Annotated in this window: 22 protein-coding genes; 6 read left to right on the top strand and 16 right to left on the bottom strand. The window is 46.9% G+C overall.

Annotated features, from left to right (window positions below):
• Positions 1-17: 17 nt before the first annotated feature.
• The 11 genes from lpxD to rpsB all read right to left on the bottom strand — a co-directional run bounded on the left by lpxD (position 18) and on the right by rpsB (position 11,424).
• Positions 18-1,034 carry a UDP-3-O-(3-hydroxymyristoyl)glucosamine N-acyltransferase gene (lpxD, locus tag UM402_RS05560; RefSeq protein WP_058579322.1) on the bottom strand — a complete coding sequence of 339 codons (1,017 nt, stop codon included), beginning with the start codon at positions 1,032-1,034 and terminating at the stop codon, positions 18-20.
• A 1-nt stretch (position 1,035) separates the two neighbouring features.
• Positions 1,036-1,551, bottom strand: coding sequence for an OmpH family outer membrane protein (locus tag UM402_RS05555; RefSeq protein WP_322295459.1), 516 nt, complete (start codon positions 1,549-1,551; stop codon positions 1,036-1,038).
• Positions 1,552-1,588: 37 nt separating this feature from the next.
• On the bottom strand, positions 1,589-4,072 hold the full coding sequence (bamA, locus tag UM402_RS05550; RefSeq protein ID WP_058579323.1) for an outer membrane protein assembly factor BamA: 2,484 nt from the start codon (positions 4,070-4,072) through the stop codon (positions 1,589-1,591).
• A 32-nt stretch (positions 4,073-4,104) separates the two neighbouring features.
• Entirely contained in the window at positions 4,105-5,460 is a 1,356-nt protein-coding gene (rseP, locus tag UM402_RS05545) for a sigma E protease regulator RseP (protein WP_053952686.1), read from the bottom strand.
• A complete protein-coding gene (ispC, locus tag UM402_RS05540; protein WP_058579324.1) occupies positions 5,454-6,650 on the bottom strand; it encodes a 1-deoxy-D-xylulose-5-phosphate reductoisomerase in 1,197 nt (398 codons plus the stop codon). Before ispC ends, rseP begins: the two co-directional genes overlap by 7 nt.
• A gap of 4 nt (positions 6,651-6,654) precedes the next feature.
• Positions 6,655-7,521, bottom strand: a complete 867-nt coding sequence (locus UM402_RS05535) for a phosphatidate cytidylyltransferase (protein ID WP_058579325.1) — start codon at positions 7,519-7,521, stop codon at positions 6,655-6,657.
• A 3-nt stretch (positions 7,522-7,524) separates the two neighbouring features.
• Positions 7,525-8,298, bottom strand: a complete 774-nt coding sequence (gene uppS / locus UM402_RS05530; RefSeq protein WP_058579326.1) for a polyprenyl diphosphate synthase — start codon at positions 8,296-8,298, stop codon at positions 7,525-7,527.
• Between the two features lie 81 nt (positions 8,299-8,379).
• On the bottom strand, positions 8,380-8,937 hold the full coding sequence (gene frr, locus UM402_RS05525) for a ribosome recycling factor (RefSeq protein WP_053952690.1): 558 nt from the start codon (positions 8,935-8,937) through the stop codon (positions 8,380-8,382).
• Between the two features lie 31 nt (positions 8,938-8,968).
• On the bottom strand, positions 8,969-9,703 hold the full coding sequence (gene pyrH, locus UM402_RS05520) for a UMP kinase (RefSeq protein WP_053952691.1): 735 nt from the start codon (positions 9,701-9,703) through the stop codon (positions 8,969-8,971).
• A 98-nt stretch (positions 9,704-9,801) separates the two neighbouring features.
• Entirely contained in the window at positions 9,802-10,680 is an 879-nt protein-coding gene (tsf, locus tag UM402_RS05515) for a translation elongation factor Ts (RefSeq protein WP_053952692.1), read from the bottom strand.
• A gap of 15 nt (positions 10,681-10,695) precedes the next feature.
• Positions 10,696-11,424, bottom strand: a complete 729-nt coding sequence (rpsB, locus tag UM402_RS05510) for a 30S ribosomal protein S2 (protein WP_058579327.1) — start codon at positions 11,422-11,424, stop codon at positions 10,696-10,698.
• Between the two features lie 317 nt (positions 11,425-11,741).
• Here rpsB and map point away from each other — a divergent pair, with 317 nt between their 5' ends.
• The 3 genes from map to dapD are packed head-to-tail and all read left to right on the top strand — an operon-like array spanning position 11,742 to position 16,016.
• Positions 11,742-12,533: a type I methionyl aminopeptidase gene (map, locus tag UM402_RS05505; protein WP_058579328.1), complete on the top strand. Its 792-nt coding sequence runs from the start codon at positions 11,742-11,744 to the stop codon at positions 12,531-12,533.
• 12 nt (positions 12,534-12,545) lie between these two features.
• Positions 12,546-15,182, top strand: coding sequence for a [protein-PII] uridylyltransferase (gene glnD, locus UM402_RS05500; protein ID WP_058579329.1), 2,637 nt, complete (start codon positions 12,546-12,548; stop codon positions 15,180-15,182).
• Positions 15,183-15,191: 9 nt separating this feature from the next.
• Positions 15,192-16,016 (top strand): 2,3,4,5-tetrahydropyridine-2,6-dicarboxylate N-succinyltransferase, encoded by an 825-nt coding sequence (dapD, locus tag UM402_RS05495; RefSeq protein ID WP_058579330.1) that lies wholly within the window; start codon positions 15,192-15,194, stop codon positions 16,014-16,016.
• A 12-nt stretch (positions 16,017-16,028) separates the two neighbouring features.
• On the opposite strand, the gene truC is transcribed toward dapD, so the two are convergent.
• Both truC and UM402_RS05485 read right to left on the bottom strand, forming a co-directional pair.
• Positions 16,029-16,745, bottom strand: a complete 717-nt coding sequence (gene truC, locus UM402_RS05490) for a tRNA pseudouridine(65) synthase TruC (RefSeq protein ID WP_058579331.1) — start codon at positions 16,743-16,745, stop codon at positions 16,029-16,031.
• The gene (locus UM402_RS05485) at positions 16,745-17,089 is read right to left on the bottom strand and encodes a YqcC family protein (protein WP_053952698.1); all 345 of its coding nucleotides are present in this window, start codon (positions 17,087-17,089) and stop codon (positions 16,745-16,747) included. The genes truC and UM402_RS05485 overlap by 1 nt, the downstream gene beginning before the upstream one ends.
• Before the next feature lie 92 nt (positions 17,090-17,181).
• Between UM402_RS05485 and UM402_RS05480 the strand changes: the two genes are divergently transcribed.
• Positions 17,182-18,207, top strand: a complete 1,026-nt coding sequence (locus UM402_RS05480; RefSeq protein ID WP_058579332.1) for a DUF3549 family protein — start codon at positions 17,182-17,184, stop codon at positions 18,205-18,207.
• A gap of 4 nt (positions 18,208-18,211) precedes the next feature.
• Positions 18,212-18,523 carry a DUF3301 domain-containing protein gene (locus UM402_RS05475; protein ID WP_053952700.1) on the top strand — a complete coding sequence of 104 codons (312 nt, stop codon included), beginning with the start codon at positions 18,212-18,214 and terminating at the stop codon, positions 18,521-18,523.
• Here UM402_RS05475 and UM402_RS05470 read toward each other — a convergent pair.
• The 3 genes from UM402_RS05470 to syd form a co-directional block, all read right to left on the bottom strand.
• Positions 18,494-18,808: a DUF962 domain-containing protein gene (locus UM402_RS05470; protein ID WP_058579333.1), complete on the bottom strand. Its 315-nt coding sequence runs from the start codon at positions 18,806-18,808 to the stop codon at positions 18,494-18,496. The genes UM402_RS05475 and UM402_RS05470 overlap by 30 nt on opposite strands.
• Positions 18,808-19,491, bottom strand: a complete 684-nt coding sequence (locus UM402_RS05465) for a GNAT family N-acetyltransferase (RefSeq protein ID WP_058579334.1) — start codon at positions 19,489-19,491, stop codon at positions 18,808-18,810. Before UM402_RS05465 ends, UM402_RS05470 begins: the two co-directional genes overlap by 1 nt.
• Positions 19,492-19,556: 65 nt before the next feature.
• On the bottom strand, positions 19,557-20,108 hold the full coding sequence (gene syd / locus UM402_RS05460; protein WP_053952703.1) for a SecY-interacting protein: 552 nt from the start codon (positions 20,106-20,108) through the stop codon (positions 19,557-19,559).
• Positions 20,109-20,167: 59 nt separating this feature from the next.
• Between syd and queF the strand changes: the two genes are divergently transcribed.
• On the top strand, positions 20,168-20,998 hold the full coding sequence (gene queF, locus UM402_RS05455) for an NADPH-dependent 7-cyano-7-deazaguanine reductase QueF (protein WP_058579335.1): 831 nt from the start codon (positions 20,168-20,170) through the stop codon (positions 20,996-20,998).
• Positions 20,999-21,010: the final 12 nt, after the last annotated feature.

Below are 21,010 nucleotides of genomic sequence, written 5' to 3'. Positions count from 1 at the left end.
ATCATTCACCTTGAAAGTTAATCTGCTTTTTTCTCGAGCTCTTTTACACGCTTGAATAAGTCATCAAGCTGTCTAAAGCGAGCACCGTTGCGCCGCCACTCACGGTGGCTGGCAGCCGGTATGCCTGACGCATAAACACCCGGTTCAGTGATTTCTTTTATCACCATAGCAAAGCCCATTATCTGCACATCATCACAAATACTGATATGTCCGTTAATCGCCGAAGCTCCACCAATCATGCAGCGCTTACCGATACGGCAACTTCCTGCCAATACTGTACAACCAGCAATGGCCGTATCTTCATCAATAAAGACATTATGAGCAATTTGACACTGGTTATCGATAATACAGCCAGAGCTTATGACGGTATCGTCTAACGCACCTCTATCAATAGTTGTACTGGCACCAATATCGACGTTATTTTTAATGACCACACGGCCTAGCTGCGGTATTTTAACCCACTTCCCGTCTTCTGGCGCCCAACCAAAGCCATCGGCACCAATAACGGCTCCGGAATGGAATAAACAATTGTTACCAATGACGCACTGGTGGTATATCTTCACTCCGGACCACAAAGTACAGTCCGAGCCAACTATGGTCTCGCGTCCTACATAACAGTGTGGTCCAATACTGGTGTTATCACCAATATGAGCTCCTTCTTCAATTACTGCATACTCACCAATACTCACGTTTTTGCCAATATGAGCAGAGTCTGCGATGACGGCTGTTTTCGCAATACCTTCTGCCGGTTTTGGGGTGGTATCGAGTAATTGAGCTATGTGAGCAAATGCCGCATACGGATTATTAACGATAATGGCGTTATCCACCTCGTCGCTGTCATCTTTCGGACTGACTAAAACCGCCCCGGCCTGCGTGGTTTCTAACTGTTTTTTATAGCGGCTGTTTGCCAAAAACGCTATGGCATCGGAGCTCGCTGATTGCAAGGTTGCCACGCGCAAAATGGGGAGCTGCGAGTTTCCTCGCACCTCCCCACCCACATGGTCAGCCAACTGCTGCAATATGTATTCGGACATATTAATTTCCTGAAGACATTTTCTCGACAACTTCGTCTGACAAGTCGTTACCAGCTTTCATGTATGCAACAGCGTTGCGTTGTAAGACAACGTCATAGCCTTCTTCTTCTGCAATGTCAGTAATAACGCCCTCAACTTTGGCTAGCAGCTTGTTACGCTCTTCGTTTTGACGAGCGCGCGTGTCTTCCTGCAGCGCTTTGCTCTTAAGCTGCGCTTGAGAAATTGTTTGCTCAAGCTCGCGAGCCAGCTGAGTTTTTTCTGCTTCTGACATAATTGAAGCATCACGCTCTTGCTTCTGACGAAGCTCCTGAACTTTTTGCTCTAGCTGACGCATTTCTTCAAAGCGATCCTGAAACTCATTTTGCAGTTTTTCAGAAATTTGCTCACGCTGTGGCAGTTGCTGAAACACGTTCATCATGTCAACAACACCAATTTTCTGCTGCGCTTGAGCGGCACCAGCAAACAGTGCGGTTGAAATAGCGACAGCTGCTGCTGTTGATTTCATTAACTTTTTCAAAATATTACTCCTTCAAATTGCTATTTTAGCTTTATTATTAGAATGTCGTACCAATGTTAAATGAGAACACCTGAGTTTCATCACCTGCCACTTCTTTAAGCGCTCGACCTAACGAGAACGTTAATGGCCCCATAGGTGAAATCCACTGTACTGAAACACCAGCAGAAGCTCGGAAGTCTCCCGGTGAGCTATAATCACTTAATTCATAGCGACTGTTTGGGCTCATCGGTAGATCTTTATAGGTATCGTAATTGAATTCTGTATCCCAAACCATACCAAAGTCAACAAAGACGCTGGTTCTTACACTATTACGCATACCTTCGTCGATAAACGGTGTCGGTACAATAAGCTCCAGACCACCGACAACTTTTGCGTTACCGCCCACAGCATATTGACTGACAAAAACACTCTCATTCGTCGACGGAATACCACCGGGACTACCATCGACACCTGGAGGCGTCGCCATGCCGCCGCCAAGCTGAACGGCTCTAGGGCCTACTGTGTTAGGTTCAAAGCCTCGTAAGTCACCTTGACCTGCTACACGGAAATTTTCCCAGAAAGGCAGTAAAAATTCGTTACCGTCATCACTTTCGCCATAACCATTACCATAGCCTAAATTCAGGCGAGTTAGGAATGTCCATTGCTGGTCGCGGGTAATTGGAAAGTAATGTTTATAATCGTAATTAAAGCGGAAGTACTGCACATCACTCAATGGCGTTGCAACTTCTACACCAAAGCGTTGCGATGAACCGCTGGTTGGGAAAGTACCTCGGTTCAGAGTCACTCGTGACCAACCGGCATTCACTTCATAAATGTCAAAGCCAACGGCTTCATCCGGCGCTGTTGGGTCTAAAAACGGTTGGAAAAAATTACTAATTTGTTCGTAAGAGTCGGTATTCGCTGCCGCCACTTCTTGGTTCTTATAACCAACACCAAAGTTCAGACGGTTAATTTCGTCAATTGGGAAGCTTAAGCCCGACGACACACCATAGGTCTTCTGGTTGTATTGAACCAAGTTTTCCGCACGACCTGCATCAAACTCACTCATGTAAATCTGACCAGACAGGCTAACGCCGTTAATTGTAAAATACGGGTCTGTATAGGAAACACTTGCATTTTTATTAAAACGGCTGGTACTGATATTAAAGCCAACCCGGTTACCCGTTCCCAAGAAGTTATTCTGTTGAACACCAGCGTTTAACTGAAGTCCCGAGTAGTCTCCATAACCAATGCCAGCATTAAATGAGCCTGAAGGCTGCTCTTTAACTTTATAAGTAATATCTACTTCGTCGTCGCTGCCCTCGACCCGTTCGGTAGAGGTCTCGACAGTTTCAAAAAAACCTAAGCGCTCAAGGCGCACTTTACCCTGCTCTACGTTACTGTCTGACAGCCAGGCACCTTCTAATTGACGCATTTCACGACGCAGTACGCGGTCTTGGGTTGCGCTATTGCCTTCAAACTTAATACGGCGCACGTAAACACGCTTACCCGGATTCACTGAAAACGTGATTTTTACCGTTTTATCGTCTTCGTTATGTTCGGGAATAGCACGTACTTCAGGGTAAGCATAACCGTAGCGACCGTAAAAGCGGCTTATCATGTCTTCAATGTAAGTCACTTGTGCGGCGTTATAAAGCGTTCCCTCTTCAATTTGGGCGATACGCGTAATCATCTCTTCGTGACCCTTTAAGTCACCGATAACATCCGTTTCGCTGACATTGTATTTGTCACCTTCATTGACGTTAAGAGTGATGTATACACCCTCACGATCCGGTGTCATTGACACTTGTACAGACTCGACCTGAAAGCGCAGGTAACCGCGGTCACGATAAAAGGACTCAAGGGTTTCAAGGTCGCCGCTAAGTTGCTGCTTCTGATAACGTTTTTCACCAATAACGTTCCACCAGGGCAAATCATCGCGTAACTCGAAAGTATCCAGGAGCTGAGCGTCAGAGAACGCTTTATTACCGACGATATTAATTTGGGCAATTTCTGCGGCATCCCCTTCTTCAAAGGTCATACGTAGCTCAACCCGATTACGCGGCAAGTCCACCACCTGAACTTCGACAGACGCATTGTATTTACCCACGCTGTGGTAAAAGTCTTCAAGACCTTTTTCAATGCCTGCAATGGTCGTTCTGTCGAGCGGCTCGCCAACAATAATGTTGTTGTCGGTTAAGCTACCTTGCAGCTGTTCGTCTTTTATGTCGCTGTTACCGTCAAAGGTAATATCTGCAATAGTGGGCCGCTCACTGACGGAAAAGATAAGCGTATTATCGTCACGTCGAGCATCGATATAATCAAAGTGCGTGGAGGAATACAGTGAACGAATTGCGCTGCGAATTTGCAGCTCGCTGACTTCATCACCGACCCGAACCGGAATATAGGTTAACGCAGCCCCTAAAGCGACACGCTGTAACCCTTTAACTTCAATATCTTCTACAACAAATTCGTCTTGTGCATAAGCCGGAGCAACAGCGCTCGCTATCATTGCACTTACTAACAGCTTTTTAAACGTCATTATCACTAGCTACTTATTGTTTAATTCGTGATTTAGAATGCAAAACGGATGATATCATTTGATATTGCCAACGCCATCAGCGCGAATACCAACACCCCGCCTATCCTATAGCAAATATCTTGCACTCTTTCGGATACCGGCTTCCCTTTAAACCATTCAATGCAATAAAACATCAAATGACCACCGTCGAGAACCGGCAACGGTAATAAATTTATAATCCCCAAATTGACACTGAGCAGAGCTAAAAAACTCAAAAAGTAAACAAATCCGTTGCTCGCACTAACGCCAGCCCCTTCAGCAATACTTAATGGCCCTGCTAAATTTTTAACTGACACATCACCGGTCAGCAGTTTACCTATCATTTTGACGCTAACAACCATTAACTCCCAAGTTTTTTCAATACCCTTAGAGAGTCCGCTAAACAAGCCGTACTGGTGGTTGTATATATACCCGTCCGGCAATGGGTCCGTTTTTGGAGCAACGCCAAGATAGCCTATGACACCATTTTCAGTATCACGTTCCCCAATTTTGACGGGGATGGTTGTTTTTTCCCCGTTTCGTAGAATCAGCATATCCAGCGATGTTCCCGGAGACTCGGCAATTTGCTGCTGCAACGACCGCCAGTTATCAATCGCTCGACCATCAATTTCAAGAATCTCATCGCCTTCCTGCAACCCTGCCCTAGACGCCGGAGAGTCCGCTTCGACCCGAGCTAAAGCGGTATACACTTCTGGTTGATAGACCGAAATACCTAAGCTTCCAAAAGTCGATTCAGTCTCCGGATCGAATGTCCAGTTTTCAATATTTAAGGTTCGGCTAACTTCCTGCTGATCACTCGTGCGCAACTTTATGGTTGCCTGCTCATTACCTATCGCCGACATCAGGCCTAACTGAACCTGCTGCCAGTCATAAGCTTCGACGTCATCGACATAGAGTATTTCACTGCCTGACTGAATGCCAGCCTCGGCCGCTATCGAACCTGGTTCAACCTCACCCACGACAGGCTTAACAGTTGGCACTCCCATACCAAACATTAACCACAATACAGCCACAGCTAAGACAAAGTTAGCAATGGGGCCCGCCGCCACAATAGCAAATCGCTTATAAACCGACTGGGCATTAAAACTCACACTTTTTAAAGCGTCCGGGACGTCATCGACACGCTCATCAAGCATGCGAACATAACCCCCTAACGGTATGACACTTACCTGATAAACGGTCCCATCTTTCGCTTGTCTCTGCCAAAGAGGACGCCCGAAACCGATAGAGAATGTAAGGACCTTCACACCACAGCGCCGAGCGACCCAAAAGTGTCCAAACTCATGAAAAGCAACAAGAATTCCAAGCGTAACAACGAAGGATAAGGCATACCACAAAATATCTAACATAAACCGTACTCCTTCACCCACTGTGACGCTTTCTCACGAGACTGGGTATCTAAATTGAAAAGCACTTCAAGGCTGTCAGCAGAAACTGGAGTGCTGTTCTGCAATACCGAGTCACACACTTTGGCGATATCCGTAAATTGAATATGTCCATCTAAAAACGCCTGTACAGCAATTTCATTAGCTGCATTTAACGTTGTGGTCGCCCACTGACCGTCCCAGCACGCCTGAATAGCCAACTTCAAGCAAGGATAACGAGCATAGTCTGGCTGCCTGAAAGTAAGCTCATTAAGCGTTGCAAAATCTAAACCGCCGACGCCGCTTTTGAGACGCTCTGGATACCCGAGAGTATGCGCAATGGGTGTACGCATATCCGGTTGTCCCATTTGTGCTAAAACCGAACCGTCGGTGAACTGAACCATTGAGTGAATCACGCTTTGCGGATGAATAACCACCTTTAACTCTGGCTCGGTACAATTGAATAGCCAGCGTGCTTCAATATATTCAAGCCCTTTGTTCAGCATGGTTGCCGAGTCCACAGATATTTTCTGTCCCATTGACCAGTTTGGATGGTTACACGCCGCTTTTGGTGTCTGCTGCTCCAGCTTATCGACGGGTAAATCACGGAAGGGCCCCCCCGAGCCGGTCAATAATAAGTAGTCAACACCGTGCTCGTTAAGACTCATTGAGCCTACATGCTCCTGAGCGGCTTTAGGCAGACATTGAAAAATAGCGTTGTGTTCGCTATCGACCGGCAGTATTTTAGCGCCAGAGCGCTGCGCGTGGTCAATAAACAGCTGCCCGCTCATAACTAAGGCTTCTTTGTTGGCTAAGAGAACGGTTTTACCCGCATCTATGGCTGCTAAGGTTGGTTTCAAGCCAGCAGCACCGACAATAGCAGCCATTACCGTGTCAACATCGCTGCTTTGACTGACTTCAATTAGAGCTTCTAGTCCGTGTAAAACAACGGTTGAAACTTTACCGCTAAGTTGTTCTTTCAAGTCATTAGCAGCCTGACTGGACCCCATTACAGCGTACTTGGGTTGGTGAGTAAGGCACAATTCAGCCATAGCAGAAACCTGACTGTGCGCCGTCAGTGCGTATACCGAAAAGTCTCCCGGATGCCGCGACAAAACGTCCAGCGTGTTCTGACCGATAGAGCCGGTTGCTCCAAGTATGGTTATTGTGCGCATAGAATTAGTGCAAAAACTCCAGGTAAGCTAAAGTAAATACAGGAACCGCAGCGGTAAGACTGTCTATTCGGTCTAAAATTCCACCGTGTCCGGGTAAAATTGAGCCACTATCTTTCACACCGGCACTACGTTTGAACATACTTTCATTTAAGTCACCAAACACTGAGGCAACCACAGTAAAAAGTCCCGTGAGGTAATAGCCCGTAAACTGATCAGCCGGCACTTTTGTCCAATGCGCAACAACCATCATGACGACAAAAGCTAAAGTCACGCCACCGCAAAGGCCTTCCATTGTCTTGCCTGGGCTGACCGCGGGCATCATCTTATTACGACCATAACGCACACCGGCAAAATAAGCGCCTACGTCAGCCGCCCACACCAGTAAGAGAATAAACAGAACGACCCAACCACCAAAATAAGGATTGTCTTCAAAGTTAATTGAGCGAACAGTCATTAAGGCTGCCCAGGTCGGAATGAAAATAAGCACTCCAAACACGCCAACAATTGCACGAGTTCGGGACCAGACACGACGACTTGATGGGTAGTTAACGATTAACGCCAGTGCTATCACCCACCAAACACCGCCAAATACTATCGTGTAATAAGTCACGGTGTTTAATGCGCCGTCATCTCCCCATAAATCGCCTAAGGGAACCAGCCAAGACAACACACCAATTATGGCCCCTATAAAGGCAACATACGCAATTCTTGCCGATTTACGACGTACCCCCATTAGCGGAGACCATTCCCAGGCGCCCATCATAATGACGGCCTGAATAAACAATGAAAAGCCCCAAAGCGGGAGCAAAAAGACGCAATAAAGCGCAATTGGAATGAGTAATAATGCCGTTATAATTCGTTGTTTTAGCAAGTGTTATTCCTCTGTTCGAGTATCTATGTCTTGCATTAGCATAGTTAGCTGTTCACTTGTCAGCCCAAACCGACGTTCACGCTGCGCAAAATCGTTAATGGCCTCTGCAAAGGTTGTATCGTCAAAATCTGGCCATAATACCGGCGTAAAGAACAGCTCTGCATACGCCAGTTGCCATAACAGAAAATTGCTGATGCGGTGCTCGCCACCTGTGCGAATCAATAAGTCAGGTGTGGCTTGGTCAGACAACATTAAATTATCTGCCAGCGCCTCTTCTGTTACTTCTTCTGCGGTTAAGTCGCCATCTTCAACTTTTTTGGCCAATGTCCTGCAGGCTTGGGTAATATCCCATTGCCCGCCGTAGTTGGCGGCAATGTTCAGAGTTAATTGGTCGTTCCCTGCTGTTTTTTCTTCTGCTTGCGCAATTTGCTTTTGCAACCTTTTCGAGAAGCGGCTTTTATCACCAATGATGCGCAGCTGAATATTATTCTCGTCCAGCTTCACCACTTCTTTTTTGAGCACCGACATAAACAACTCCATTAACAGAGAAACTTCTGTCGCAGGTCTGTTCCAGTTCTCACTACTGAATGCAAAAAGCGTCAACGACTCTATGCCATTACGCCTTGCAAAGGCAACCGCGCGACGCACCGCTTCAGCTCCGGCCTTGTGACCCGATGTCCGTGCTTTGCCACGTTGTTTCGCCCAACGCCCATTACCGTCCATTATAATAGCGACGTGTTTGGGTACTAACTGTTTTATTGACGGTAGCTCTTTCATGTATCAGCCATGAACATTAAAAAACGCCGTGCGAGTATACCTGACACGGCGTCATACACCAATGAAGTCATCACCTGATGATTATATTTCCATCAAGTCTTCTTCTTTCGCTTTCAGTGCTTCGTCAATTTGCTTCACGTATTTATCAGTCAGCTTTTGAATTTCATCTTCCGCCTGACGCTCTTCGTCTTCTGTTATTTCTTTTTCTTTCAGCAAATCTTTAATATCGCCGTTTGCGTCACGGCGAATGTTACGTACCGCTACACGCCCTTGTTCAGCTTCAGCGCGCACAATTTTCACTAGATCCTTACGGCGCTCTTCTGTTAGCGGCGGCAACGGAATGCGAATGACAGCGCCAGCCGAGGCTGGGTTCAAGCCTAAATCTGAATCCATAATCGCTTTTTCTACGGCCTGCGATGATGATTTATCAAATACAGTCAAAGCCAGAGTTCTAGAGTCTTCAGTCGTGATATTTGCCAACTGTTTAAGCGGCGTGTCAGTACCGTAATAATTAACCATGACACTATCAAGAATACTTGGGTGAGCACGACCAGTGCGTACTTTTGACATTTGACTGCGCAGCGATTCTACACTCTTCTCCATGCGCGATTTTGCATCTTCAATAATTTCTTTTATCACTGTTTATACCCTTTAATCTTAGAATCTGTCTTCATTCTGCATCGTGACTGATCAGTGTACCTTCTTCTTCACCAAGAATCACTGATCGTAAAGAGCCCGGCTTATTCATGTTGAATACCCGAATTGGCAAGCCGTGGTCCCTGGCTAGCGTAAATGCCGCTAAATCCATGACTTTCAGTTGTTTTTCCAGCACATCATTGTAGCTTATGTGCTTATATAGTGTGGCATCCGGGTTACTCACCGGATCATCTGAATAGACACCATCAACTTTGGTTCCCTTAAGAACCATTTCAGCTTCTATTTCGATACCGCGTAAACATGCTGCGGAATCTGTGGTGAAAAACGGATTTCCCGTACCCGCCGAGAAAATAACAACGCGGCCTGATTTAAGCAAACTAATGGCTTCTGCCCAGTTGTAGCTATCGCATACGCCAGTCAATTCAATTGCTGACATAAGGCGAGCGTTAACGAAAGCTCGGTGCAATGCATCACGCATAGCAAGACCATTCATGACCGTTGCCAACATACCCATGTGGTCGCCGACAACCCGGTTCATACCGGCTTTAGCCAGGCCTTCTCCGCGGAATAGATTACCACCACCAATGACCAAACCGACCTGAACCCCAAGTTCAACCAGTTCTTTAATTTCTTGCGCCATACGGTCTAAGACCTTGGCGTCAATACCGAATGGCTCATCGCCCATAAGCGCTTCACCACTGAGCTTTAACAATATGCGTCGATAACTGGGTTTAGGATGGGTAGTCATTATTGCCTCTACTCTTTTTTTAGGTTAAAAAAAACCGCGTCCTGAACGCTCAAGACGCGGTTGTATTTTATGTTATCAAGTTGGTCGAAACCACTAGATTAACCTTTGTTCGCTGCTGCCACTTGAGCCTGAACTTCAGAAGCAAAGTCTTCTTCTTTACGCTCAATGCCTTCGCCCACTTCAAAGCGTACGAAAGTAACAACGTCAGCGCCAGCTTTCTTCAATAATTCACCAACAGTCATTGATGGATCTTTAACGAAAGGCTGACCCGTCAGGCTGATTTCGCCGGTAAACTTACGCATACGGCCTTCAACCATTTTCTCAGCGATTTCTTTAGGTTTACCGCTTTGCATAGCGATATCAACCTGAATAGAACGCTCTTTTTCAACAACTTCTGCGTCTACGTCTTCAGGCTTAACAAACTGAGGGCTGCTTGCTGCAACGTGCATACACAGGTCACGAGCTAAGTCTTCGTCGCCGCCGGTTAATGCAACAGCAACACCGATGCGAGCACCGTGCGTGTAAGTTGCAACAACGTCGCCAGCTTCAATCGTTTGAACGCGACGAACATTCATGTTCTCGCCGATTTTAGCCACTAAGTCTTCGCGAGTTTTCTCAACTGTTTCGCCACCAATGTCGGTTGCTTTCAGTTTTTCAACGTCGTTTTCTTTGTTTGCAAACGCAGCGTTGATAACTTTCTCACCAAAGCCTAAGAAGTTTTCGTCACGAGCAACGAAATCAGTTTCACAGTTCAGTTCAACTAATGTCGCCTGGCTGCCTTCAGACTTAACTAAAATAACACCTTCAGCGGCAACACGGCCCGCTTTCTTAGCGGCTTTAGCCTGACCACTTTTACGCATCAGTTCAATTGCGGCTTCCATATCGCCGTCGACTTCCTGCAATGCTTTTTTGCAGTCCATCATGCCAGCGCCAGTGCGCTCGCGCAGTTCTTTAACTTGAGCTGCTGTAATTGCCATGATCTCTATCCTCGATTATTCACTTGCTTCGACGAAGTCGTCAGAGTCTTTCGCTTCAACCTGTGCTACGCGCGCTTCTTTAATCGCATCAGCAGCTGAGTTCAGGTATAACTGTACCGCGCGGATTGCGTCATCGTTACCTGGAACAATGTAGTCAACGCCGTCTGGATCTGAGTTGGAATCAACAACAGAAACAACAGGAATACCCAGGTTGTTCGCTTCTTTAATTGCAATGTGCTCGTGGTCAGCATCGATAACGAAAAGAACGTCAGGCAAACCGCCCATGTTCTTGATACCGCCTAAACCTTTCTCAAGCTTTTCCATTTCGCGGGTGTTAACCAACGCTTCTTTCTTAGTCAGCTTGTCGAAAGTGCCGTCTTGGCTCATTGTTTCAAGGTCTTTCAAACGCTTGATAGACTGACGTACTGTTTTCCAGTTAGTCAGCATACCGCCTAACCAACGGTGGTTTACGTAGTACTGACCACAGTTGTTAGCCGCTTCTTTAACCGCTTCAGACGCTGCGCGCTTAGTACCAACAAACAGGATTTTACCTTTGTTTGAAGCAACGTGCTGCATGTAGCTCAACGCATCGTTGAACATTGGCACAGTCTTTTCGAGGTTAATGATATGAATCTTGTTACGAGCGCCGAAAATGTAAGGTTTCATTTTCGGGTTCCAGAAACGAGTTTGGTGACCGAAGTGGACACCTGCTTTCAGCATGTCACGCATTGACACGTTAGCCATAATATTTTCCTTTTGTAAGGGGTTAAGCCTCCATACACCCCATAAGCCGACTTAGTCTAGCTAAGCACCCCGCCTTATGTGCCGGTGTATGTGTGGATTATACAATTGTTTATTGAGTTGCTATTTGCGGCGACCATTTATTAAGAGAATATCCGACCAACCGAAAAAGCGTGCGTTTTATACCATAAAGCCGCGGCAACAACAACTAAAAACCACTTAAATCGTGTTTTTAGAAGCCCTTAGTGAGTGAACATAGCGAAGTTTTGCTGCGGCTGTTAAACTGTCGTTTTTTATGAGCGGTATGGACGAATAACAAAATGAGCATATCTATTAAGACTCCGGAAGAAATTGAAAAGATGCGCGCAGCGGGCAAGCTCGCCGCCAGTGTACTGGAAATGATAGGTGAGCATGTAAAGCCTGGCGTAACCACTGAAGAGCTTGATGATATTTGCCACAAATACATTACCGACCACGGCGCCTACCCTGCACCGCTTAATTATCATGGGTTTCCTAAGTCTATTTGTACATCAGTTAACCATTGTGTCTGCCATGGTATTCCGGGACCGAAGAAGCTTAAAGACGGCGATATCATGAATATCGATGTCACAGTGAAACTCGATGGCTATCACGGTGATACATCAAAAATGTTCGTCGTTGGTAAACCTTCCATTTTAGCTGAGCGCCTTATTCGAGTAACCCAGGAGTCTCTGTATAAAGCCATTGAAATGGTTAAGCCTGGTATTCGTCTTGGTGACTTTGCTGAAGTCATTCAGAAGCACGCTGAAGGCCACGGCTATTCAATCGTTCGCGAATATTGCGGACACGGCATTGGTGCGGTTTTCCACGAAGATCCTCAAGTTCTGCATTACGGCAAAGCAGGTACTGGTGAGGAGTTAAAACCCGGCATGTGCTTTACTATTGAGCCTATGGTCAACGTCGGAAAACGCCAAACAAAGCTTATGAAAGACGGCTGGACAGTATTAACGAAAGATCGCAGTTTAAGCGCGCAGTGGGAACATACATTACTAGTAACTGATAACGGCGTTGAAGTACTTACTTTGCGTAACGACGAGACTGATTTACAACGCGTCATTGAACACAACGACTAAAGGTATACGCTTATGGCCAATGCTGACAATGATAAAGACTTTCACGGCCATTGGCCCAGCCGTAACAGCCCTCCGCAAACAAAAGACTATAAAGAGTTACTGACCAGTTACCAAAACTGGTCAGCCACTCGTTTTGTTACCGCTGACATTGACGAACTGGTTCATCACCGAGCCAACTTTTTTGATCAGTTACTCGAACAATTGTGGTCGCAATTTGAACTGAATGAGGAATCCGCCACGTTAATTGCAGTAGGCGGCTATGGTCGGGAAACTCTGCATCCCGGCTCTGATATTGACCTACTGATACTGGTTGACCCAAAAAGCGATAGCCTTCGCATGGTTGAAGACAAACTCAGCCGGCTCATTACTTTTCTATGGGATTTGCACCTGGATATCGGCCATTCTGTTCGCTCCATAGATGAATGCTTTCAACAAGCCGCTGACGATATTACCGTTGCAACCAATCTCATTGAAAGCCGTTTCCTCACTGGCTCAGAGGATCTATTCAATGAATTTCAGCAGCACTTAATAAATGATTTCCCCTGGAGCAGCCGTGATTTTTATCAGGCAAAGTTGGATGAGCAGCGACAGCGGCATCAGCAATATCACAGTACATCCTATAACCTCGAACCCAATATTAAGTCGAGCCCGGGCGGACTGCGTGATATTCAGACCATAGGCTGGATTGCTAAGCGTCATTTTCAGACTCATTCAGATGAAAACTTGGTTGAGTATGGCTATATGACCGCCGATGAATTCGTTGAGTTAAGGGACTGTATGAACTGGCTTTGGCGGATACGCTTTGCACTGCATATAGAAGCCGGAAAACGTGAAGATAGACTACTTTTCGACTTCCAGCCCGGTGTAGCGGTACGGTTAGGGTACGGAAACGAAGGGAAGTCGTCCGTCGAAACAATGATGAAGGACTACTTCAAGGTGGTTCTTCGAGTCAGTGAGCTCAACCAAATGTTATTGCAGTTCTTTCATCAGGCTATTTTAGGCACGCAAGACCTTCAGGACGCTGAGCTCATTGACCGTGACTTTGCTATCTCGAATACACTACTAACCGCACGTCATGATGAAGTTTTTGACAACCCGGTTAACTTAATTCGAGCCTTTGTTTGTATTGCCGAGTACCCACAGATAACCGGCATTCATTCGAACACTATCAGGCTGATTCGTAACGCCCGTGCTCAATTGACCGAGCCGCTTAGTCACAACCCAGACTGTCGAAATAAGTTTAATCAGCTTATTCAGCATGAGCGGGGATGCGGTTTGGCATTTTCGTTAATGCATCATCACAGTGTATTGGCCAGCTACTTGCCACAGTGGCAGCAAATTGTCGGACAAATGCAGTTCGATCTTTTTCATGCTTACACGGTAGACGAGCACACCTTCCGCTTAGTAAGGAACTTGTATCGCTATAGCGACGAGAAATACGCCGAACAATTTCCGCTGTGCGAAAAAATTGTGCAGCAAATGGAACGTAAGTACTGCCTATATTTAGCCGGTATCTTTCACGATATTGCCAAAGGCCGCGGTGGCGACCATTCAGAGCTGGGTGAAATGGATGCTCGCAACTTCTGTCACCAACACGGTTATTCCGAAGAAGACGCTGAGCTCGTTGCCTGGTTGGTTCGACACCACTTGACCATGTCAGTCACCGCACAAAAGCGAGACATTCACGACCCGGAAGTGATTCAGGAATTCGCTAATCAGGTACAAACGGTAGAACGGTTAGACTTTCTCTATTGCCTGACGGTTGCTGATATTCGAGCCACCAATCAATCGCTTTGGAACAACTGGAAAGCGACGCTGCTAGAAGAACTCTACAATGCGACCGCTTATTTGCTGCAACAAGACAGCAGCCAACCCACACTGGATGTGCGGGAGAAAATAAAAGAAAACAAAGCTAATGCTATGGCGCTTTTATTAAGCGCCGGCTTTGATAAAAGCGACATTAACGCCCTTTGGGGACGCTTTACAGCAGATTACTTCTTTCGCCATACCGCTGAGCAAATTAGCTGGCATTCGCAGCACATTCTGAATTTGCCGACCGACCAGCTGCCGCTTATTCTGATTGGCGATGAAAACAACTATGGCACCACCGAGTTGTTTATCTATCATCATGAGGAAAGCCATTTATTTGCATCTGTTGCCGGCGTTCTGGACAGTCAGCAACTCAGCATTCTGGATGCACAAATACTGGCAACACGCGACGGCTTTGTCATGGATACCTTCATTGTTTTGCAGCGAGACGGCAAACCGTTAACTGAGCCGCAACGCATTGAAGAAGTGAAGCAGCAGTTACTGGACGTACTGCATAAACGCGTTCCTGTCCCTAAAACCAATCGCCCGTTGTCCCGCCGCATGAAAAATTTCTCGGTAAAAACCGAAGTGTCTTTTATACCAAGCAAGCATCAGGGACGAACGACTTTTGAGCTGATAACACTAGACAGACCGGGACTTATTGCTAAACTGGCGGCTATTTTACAACAGCAAAACGTCACCTTGTTGGCCGCAAAAATCACCACCATTGGTGAGCAGGCAGAAGATTTGTTCATTGTAACCTCGGAAGACAACACGTCGCTGGGTGAGCAACAAAAACAAGCGCTTAAACAACAGATTATCGAAGACTTGGAGTTTTAAATTAGAACCATGGAACACATTAAACAATTAATTACTGATGCTTTCGACAACCGCGACCAAATCAACGCCAACACAGACGACGATGAGCTGCGTGAAGCTGTACGCTACGTCATTGACGAAATTGATCGCGGTGAACTGCGCGTTGCCGAAAAAGTGTCAGGCGAATGGGTCGTACACCAATGGCTTAAAAAGGCGGTTCTGTTGTCTTTTCGCTTGAACGACAACGACTTAATTGAAGGCGGCGAAACTCGCTTCTGGGACAAGGTGCCTGCGAAGTTTGCTGACTACGACAGTGCCCGCTTCCGTGCTGAGGGTATGCGTGTCGTGCCGCCCGCTATGGTGCGCAAAGGCGCTTATATCGGTCGCAACGTTGTTGTCATGCCATCTTATGTCAACATCGGTGCCTACGTTGGTGAAGGCAGCATGGTTGATACCTGGGCTACCGTCGGCTCTTGTGCGCAAATCGGTAAAAACGTGCATTTGTCGGGTGGCGTCGGCATTGGTGGTGTATTAGAGCCATTACAGGCAAACCCAACCATTATTGAAGACAACTGCTTTATTGGTGCGCGCTCTGAGATCGTTGAAGGCGTTATCGTGGAAGAAGGTGCGGTTATTTCAATGGGAGTTTACATTGGCCAAAGCACCCGCATTTATGACCGGGAGAATGACCGTATTCTGTACGGCCGTGTTCCAGCCGGTGCCGTTGTTGTACCGGGCTCACTGCCTGCAGCAGATGGGACTCATAGTCTTTATGCCGCTATTATCGTTAAGCGTGTTGATGCGAAAACGCGCGCCAAAGTGGGTATCAACGCCCTACTTCGAGGCGCTGAATAAACAACAATAGGCTTAATCTGCCTGAAAGGCCTTAAGAAACTCATCCGGAAGTGGCACTGTTAATGAAATGGTTTCGCCACTTACCGGGTGTTTAAATTCCACTCCCGTTGCCGCTAACAGCAACCTATGGCTGTCAAAATGTTCCCGAAAGAACCGGTTATGGCGACCGTCACCATGGTTCGTGTCACCAATAATAGGATGACGAAGGTGCGCCATGTGCCTACGGAGCTGATGCTTGCGGCCTGTTTCAGGCGTTAACTCAACTAACGAATAACGCGTTGTATCGTGCTTTTTGCTGACTTTAAAGGGTAATTCCACTTTTTCCAGGCAGCGAAAATGCGTCACAGCCTCCTGTGCCTCTTTGTCTTTATCCGCCTTTGCGTCAGCAATTTTATCAAGCTCTTCTTTTAGCGGATAATCGACAGTTCCTTCCTCAGGTAAATAGCCGCGCACAACCGCGTGGTATTGTTTTTTTACCTGGCTAGTGGCAAAGCTTTCCGACATTTTGGTCGCAATTTCGCTGCTGAGCGCAAAGATTAAAAGTCCGGAGGTAGGCCTGTCGAGGCGGTGTACAGGGTAAACATGCTGGCCAATTTGGTCGCGCAGCATTTGCATGGCAAATTCCCGGGCCTCACTAGCAATGCGGCTACGGTGAACCAATAAGCCACTGGGCTTGTTAATAACGGCTAAATCATCGTCCTGATAAACAATATCCAGAGGTGGTCGCATTAAAGATCATCCTGCAAAGGGTCAGTGCCACTTAGCAGAACATCGAACTCGCGAATAAGCCCTATGAGTTGCTCATATTGTTCGAGTTCATTACGGTAGGTGTGAGCCGCCATGGGGCTTATAGAAGTACCTTCCGGGAGCGGCCGCTGCCCGTCAATGAGTGACCACATTTTCGGTATCATGATAAATTGCAGCCACTGATGAAATTCCAGGGTATCAACCGCAAAAGGTTGCTGACTTTCGAGTGCCTGAACCGGCGGTTGGTGAGACTGCCAAAGACCTAAACTATTGAGCTCGCGTTCAATCCTATCTAATAATCGAGCCGCTTTCTGATACTGCTCCATATCAGACTCCGTTACCACATGAGGTTATTAATCGTTATAATGGCGCAATAGTGGTTTAATACGTTCCAAAATTCAAGTGAAATGGAGTTTTTGTGTCAGAGCAGAGCATTACAACCCTGGGTGATTTTCTAAAAGCAGGCCAAACCGAGTATCAGGTTTTTGACATTGGCCGTTGCTTAACCGAGCTCTCTCAGGAGCAATTCGACGCTGTTGAGCATCAGCAACAGCCATATCCTTATCCAATTGCCCGTCAGGCTCAAATTGCCGTTCTGTTCCAACACAAAAGCGCTAAACAACCACCCTATTTATGGTTTCTTCAGTTTCCATTAGATGAGCGTGGTCTACTTAACCTGGCAGCACGAAATCAATACCTCGAGTATGTGATTAACGCGCTGGGGCACGAGATTACCGGCGAGCTCACTGAGGAACAGCAAGAGCAGTTGCAGCAGAACCCCTATTTGCTAACACCGTCAGAAACACAGCGAGCAGCTTTGCACGCTCATGTTCAATGCCAACATAATTTATCACCGTCTATCCACTTTGAAGCGGCTGAAGCTTATTTGCTAAAACCAAATGGCAGTCAGAATTGGCAAAATATCGGCTTACAAGGGCTTCATGATGTAGCTGCACGTTTAATGCAGCGCAACGATATTAGCACGGCCATTGCTGAACACTTTGCGAGCTACCCCAACGGTGTGCGTTCGCCTCTGGCCGCAGCGCTCGAGCATCAGTCTATACCGGCGCACTTACGCAACGCGTTACTGGAGCTGATAAACACAGCAGATTCAGAGCTCACAACAGACGCGTTGAGAGCATTGGCAAGCGCGTCAGATGAGCCAAGAGTGCAAAAACAAGTTGCGTCACTGATTGAGACCGCCAATGCGGACCAACTGGTCGTTATTGCGGCTCGTTTATGGCGTGTGTTGGCAGAGCCGACAATCCTAAATAGCTACCTCAACGCTATTGCTAAACTGGACGTCACCTTATTCGATGCGCTTTTCCAGGACATCATCGCACTGCCAACTGTGCGTCCACAGTTACTGTCTCTCATTGCGCAGCAGCAACTTTCAGAGCCGGTACAACAGGCACTGAACCGTTTAAAGTCGCAGGTGAAGTAACCGCATGAATTTACTCGATGTCATAGTCTTTCTGGTTTTACTGCTTGCGGTTTGGGTGTTTTGGCAACACCGGCAGCAATCGGAAAGCGCCCAAAAACACGCCATTTATTACTGTAAGCAACAAGGTTTGCAGTTCTTAGACATTCGGCGAGATAAAACGCACTGGTCGTTTAAAGGCAGTCAACCAGGTTGGCGCAGTACCTTTAAACTGGGCTTTTCCAGTGACGGTGAAACCCGCTACGAGGGCGATTTAACACTACACAATCAGCGGTTAATTGGTGTGGAGTTACCGCCCTTTAGAGTGCCCGGTCAGTAAGTTAACCCAAGCATCTTTGTACATAACCCAGTCGCCCATCAGGCTGTACAGTGGGTATTTGAAGGTCGCCGGTTTGTTTTTCTCGAAAATAAAATGCCCAAGCCAGGCAAAGCCATAACCAATAACAGGCACAGCCAGCAACCACCAGTAGCTTTGAGTGAACAGCGCATAGGCAAGTACAATGAGTACCAGAGTGCTGCCGATATAATGTAAGGCTCGGCAACGCGTGTCGGAATGCTCCTGTAAGTAGTAAGGGTAAGACTCTTTAAAACTGGAGTAGCTCATTATTCAGCCTCCTCCTTTGGATAAAACAGCAGCTCACCGGACAGTGTTTCAAATTCGATTTGCGCTTGCAGACGATACCCACGCTTTTTGAAAAAGGCCTGATAGTCTGCACGAGTCACAAAGACTGCAATTCCCTGAGACTCCGGGTCTTCCTGAAAAGCTGACTTAGCAGCCTCCACCAATAAATGACCAATGCCCTGCTGTTGATACTGTGGCGCCACCGCAATAAACGCCAGCATATGGTACGGAACATCGGGCATCGCTTCCTGAATACGGCGCTCTTTTTCCATGACTTGTTTAGTACTTAAAAAGCCCGCCGTCAACAACATGCTTATGCGCCAATGCCAAAAGCGCCCGGGGCCAAAGCTTTTTCCCGGTCGGGTCAGGCAGGCTACGCCCAGTAAGGTACCACCATCTCTAATGCCGATAATTGACTGCCCGCTTTCCCAAAATGAGGTGAGATATTCCCGAATAGCGGCTCTTAACCGTTTATCATAGTCCGCTTTGTCGGCGCGGAAAATCTTTTGCAACAGCTCGTCGTCATAGTAAGTCTGAAAAAGTAACGAGGCTGCAACCTTCAGGTCTTCAGCAACCAGATAGGTCAACTCCCCCTGCACCTCGCCACTGCTTTGTTCACTGGCGTGTTGTATTTCCTGCTCTGTAGCCTCTGTTAGCCCCTGCATCCCGGACAACCTCTTTGTTATTCTTGATAAACATCAAGCTAACCTTTTTTTAACAGACTGTCGAGTCACTCAATTGCAGAAGAAGGGTCCTTTGGTTGGCACTTTATCAGCCAGTCTTCCAGAGAGTCAGCAAGGCACTCATGTTGCTCTTTGCCAACCCACTCTAAACCAACTTGCCCGGTCGAATTATCGATAGACACCAACAAGTCATCATTCTCAACACCTAAACCAATAAACACCGTTTCAGGTTGTTTTAAACGACGCTTCATAAGGATATGACCGGTCAGATTTGCCAATAGTCGCTCACCGTCCTCAGGGCTTTGCACTTGTAATAAAGTTACCGGATGCCCGTCGTATTCCAGCGCTAAATCACCGGCAAACCAACGTCCAAAGACGGTTTTTATACTGTCATGGAAAGTTGTTTCAAGAGCCTTTTCTAAGTCCTCAAAAGACAACGGCGACGCCTGCTTAACGGGACTCCACTCTACCGTGTCATCATCTATTACAGTGCCATAAATAGGACTATCCCACTCCGAAACATACTCGGTATAACGAACCGGCAATTTCTCGACGTAGCTTTCTATGAGGTTATCTAACACACTTTCTAAATTCTGCATCTGGTACTGCTCACTCAGACATTTTACAATGGCCTCATTGTACGTACGGAGTGACACAAATGCCAAAAAAGGATGCACTCGGCCATTTAAGCCTTGGCCAGCAAACCGAATACCCAAGCCAATACGACTCAAGTCAGTTACAGGCTGTTCCGCGCTCGTTGAACCGGGAGCCAATAGGCATTTCAGGTGAACTGCCCTTTAGCGGAGTTGATCAATGGACCGGTTATGAACTTTCATGGCTAAATGCCAAAGGCTTACCGCAAGTAGCTATCGGTTATTTTGAAGTGCCTGCTGCCAGCCCTAACCTGGTCGAATCAAAGTCTTTCAAGTTATACCTGAACAGTTTTAATGAAAGCCGTTTCGACACTTGGGGCGACGTTCAAAGCATTATGAAAAAAGATTTGTCAGCCTGTGCAGGCGACTCCGTGTCTGTCCAGCTGACCCCATTAAGTCGTGTGGCTCATGAAACTATTGCTGACTTTCAGGGGGAATGCATAGACTCGCAGGATATCGATATTGAACATTATGATTATCGCCCGGAGCTGTTGAAGCTTGAAGACAAGGCTGAAGAGGTCGAAGAAAAGCTGCACAGCCACCTACTAAAATCAAACTGCTTAATCACCAACCAGCCTGACTGGGGCTCAGTCTTCATTCATTATCAAGGGCCTAAAATCAACAAAGCGGCCTTGTTAGCTTACTTGGTGTCTTTTCGCGGCCACAATGAGTTTCATGAGCAATGTGTCGAGCGAATTTTTCAGGACATACTCGCTCTTGGTGTTAAGAAGCTGAGTGTATACGCACGTTACACACGACGAGGTGGGCTGGACATCAACCCATTTCGCTCCAACTTCGAGCCAGCGCCGCAAATGCAACGCTTGGCCCGTCAGTAAATTCTCAGCAAA

Source organism: Idiomarina sp. OXR-189, from assembly GCF_034373425.1.
Lineage (GTDB): Bacteria > Pseudomonadota > Gammaproteobacteria > Enterobacterales > Alteromonadaceae > Idiomarina > Idiomarina zobellii.
Note: the sequence above shows the minus strand (reverse complement) of the source record. Positions and strands in the feature narration are given on the sequence as shown.

Coding starts and splice junctions, on each gene's coding strand:
- lpxD (WP_058579322.1), bottom strand. CDS start 1,034: ATGTCCGAATACATATTGCAGCAGTTGGCTGACCATGTGGGTGGGGAG.
- queF (WP_058579335.1), top strand. CDS start 20,168: ATGCCAAAAAAGGATGCACTCGGCCATTTAAGCCTTGGCCAGCAAACC.
- ispC (WP_058579324.1), bottom strand. CDS start 6,650: ATGCGCACAATAACCATACTTGGAGCAACCGGCTCTATCGGTCAGAAC.
- bamA (WP_058579323.1), bottom strand. CDS start 4,072: ATGACGTTTAAAAAGCTGTTAGTAAGTGCAATGATAGCGAGCGCTGTT.
- uppS (WP_058579326.1), bottom strand. CDS start 8,298: ATGAAAGAGCTACCGTCAATAAAACAGTTAGTACCCAAACACGTCGCT.
- pyrH (WP_053952691.1), bottom strand. CDS start 9,703: ATGACTACCCATCCTAAACCCAGTTATCGACGCATATTGTTAAAGCTC.
- UM402_RS05475 (WP_053952700.1), top strand. CDS start 18,212: ATGAATTTACTCGATGTCATAGTCTTTCTGGTTTTACTGCTTGCGGTT.
- tsf (WP_053952692.1), bottom strand. CDS start 10,680: ATGGCAATTACAGCAGCTCAAGTTAAAGAACTGCGCGAGCGCACTGGC.
- dapD (WP_058579330.1), top strand. CDS start 15,192: ATGGAACACATTAAACAATTAATTACTGATGCTTTCGACAACCGCGAC.
- rpsB (WP_058579327.1), bottom strand. CDS start 11,424: ATGGCTAACGTGTCAATGCGTGACATGCTGAAAGCAGGTGTCCACTTC.
- UM402_RS05485 (WP_053952698.1), bottom strand. CDS start 17,089: ATGGAGCAGTATCAGAAAGCGGCTCGATTATTAGATAGGATTGAACGC.
- rseP (WP_053952686.1), bottom strand. CDS start 5,460: ATGTTAGATATTTTGTGGTATGCCTTATCCTTCGTTGTTACGCTTGGA.
- syd (WP_053952703.1), bottom strand. CDS start 20,108: ATGCAGAATTTAGAAAGTGTGTTAGATAACCTCATAGAAAGCTACGTC.
- map (WP_058579328.1), top strand. CDS start 11,742: ATGAGCATATCTATTAAGACTCCGGAAGAAATTGAAAAGATGCGCGCA.
- truC (WP_058579331.1), bottom strand. CDS start 16,745: ATGCGACCACCTCTGGATATTGTTTATCAGGACGATGATTTAGCCGTT.
- glnD (WP_058579329.1), top strand. CDS start 12,546: ATGGCCAATGCTGACAATGATAAAGACTTTCACGGCCATTGGCCCAGC.
- UM402_RS05465 (WP_058579334.1), bottom strand. CDS start 19,491: ATGCAGGGGCTAACAGAGGCTACAGAGCAGGAAATACAACACGCCAGT.
- UM402_RS05470 (WP_058579333.1), bottom strand. CDS start 18,808: ATGAGCTACTCCAGTTTTAAAGAGTCTTACCCTTACTACTTACAGGAG.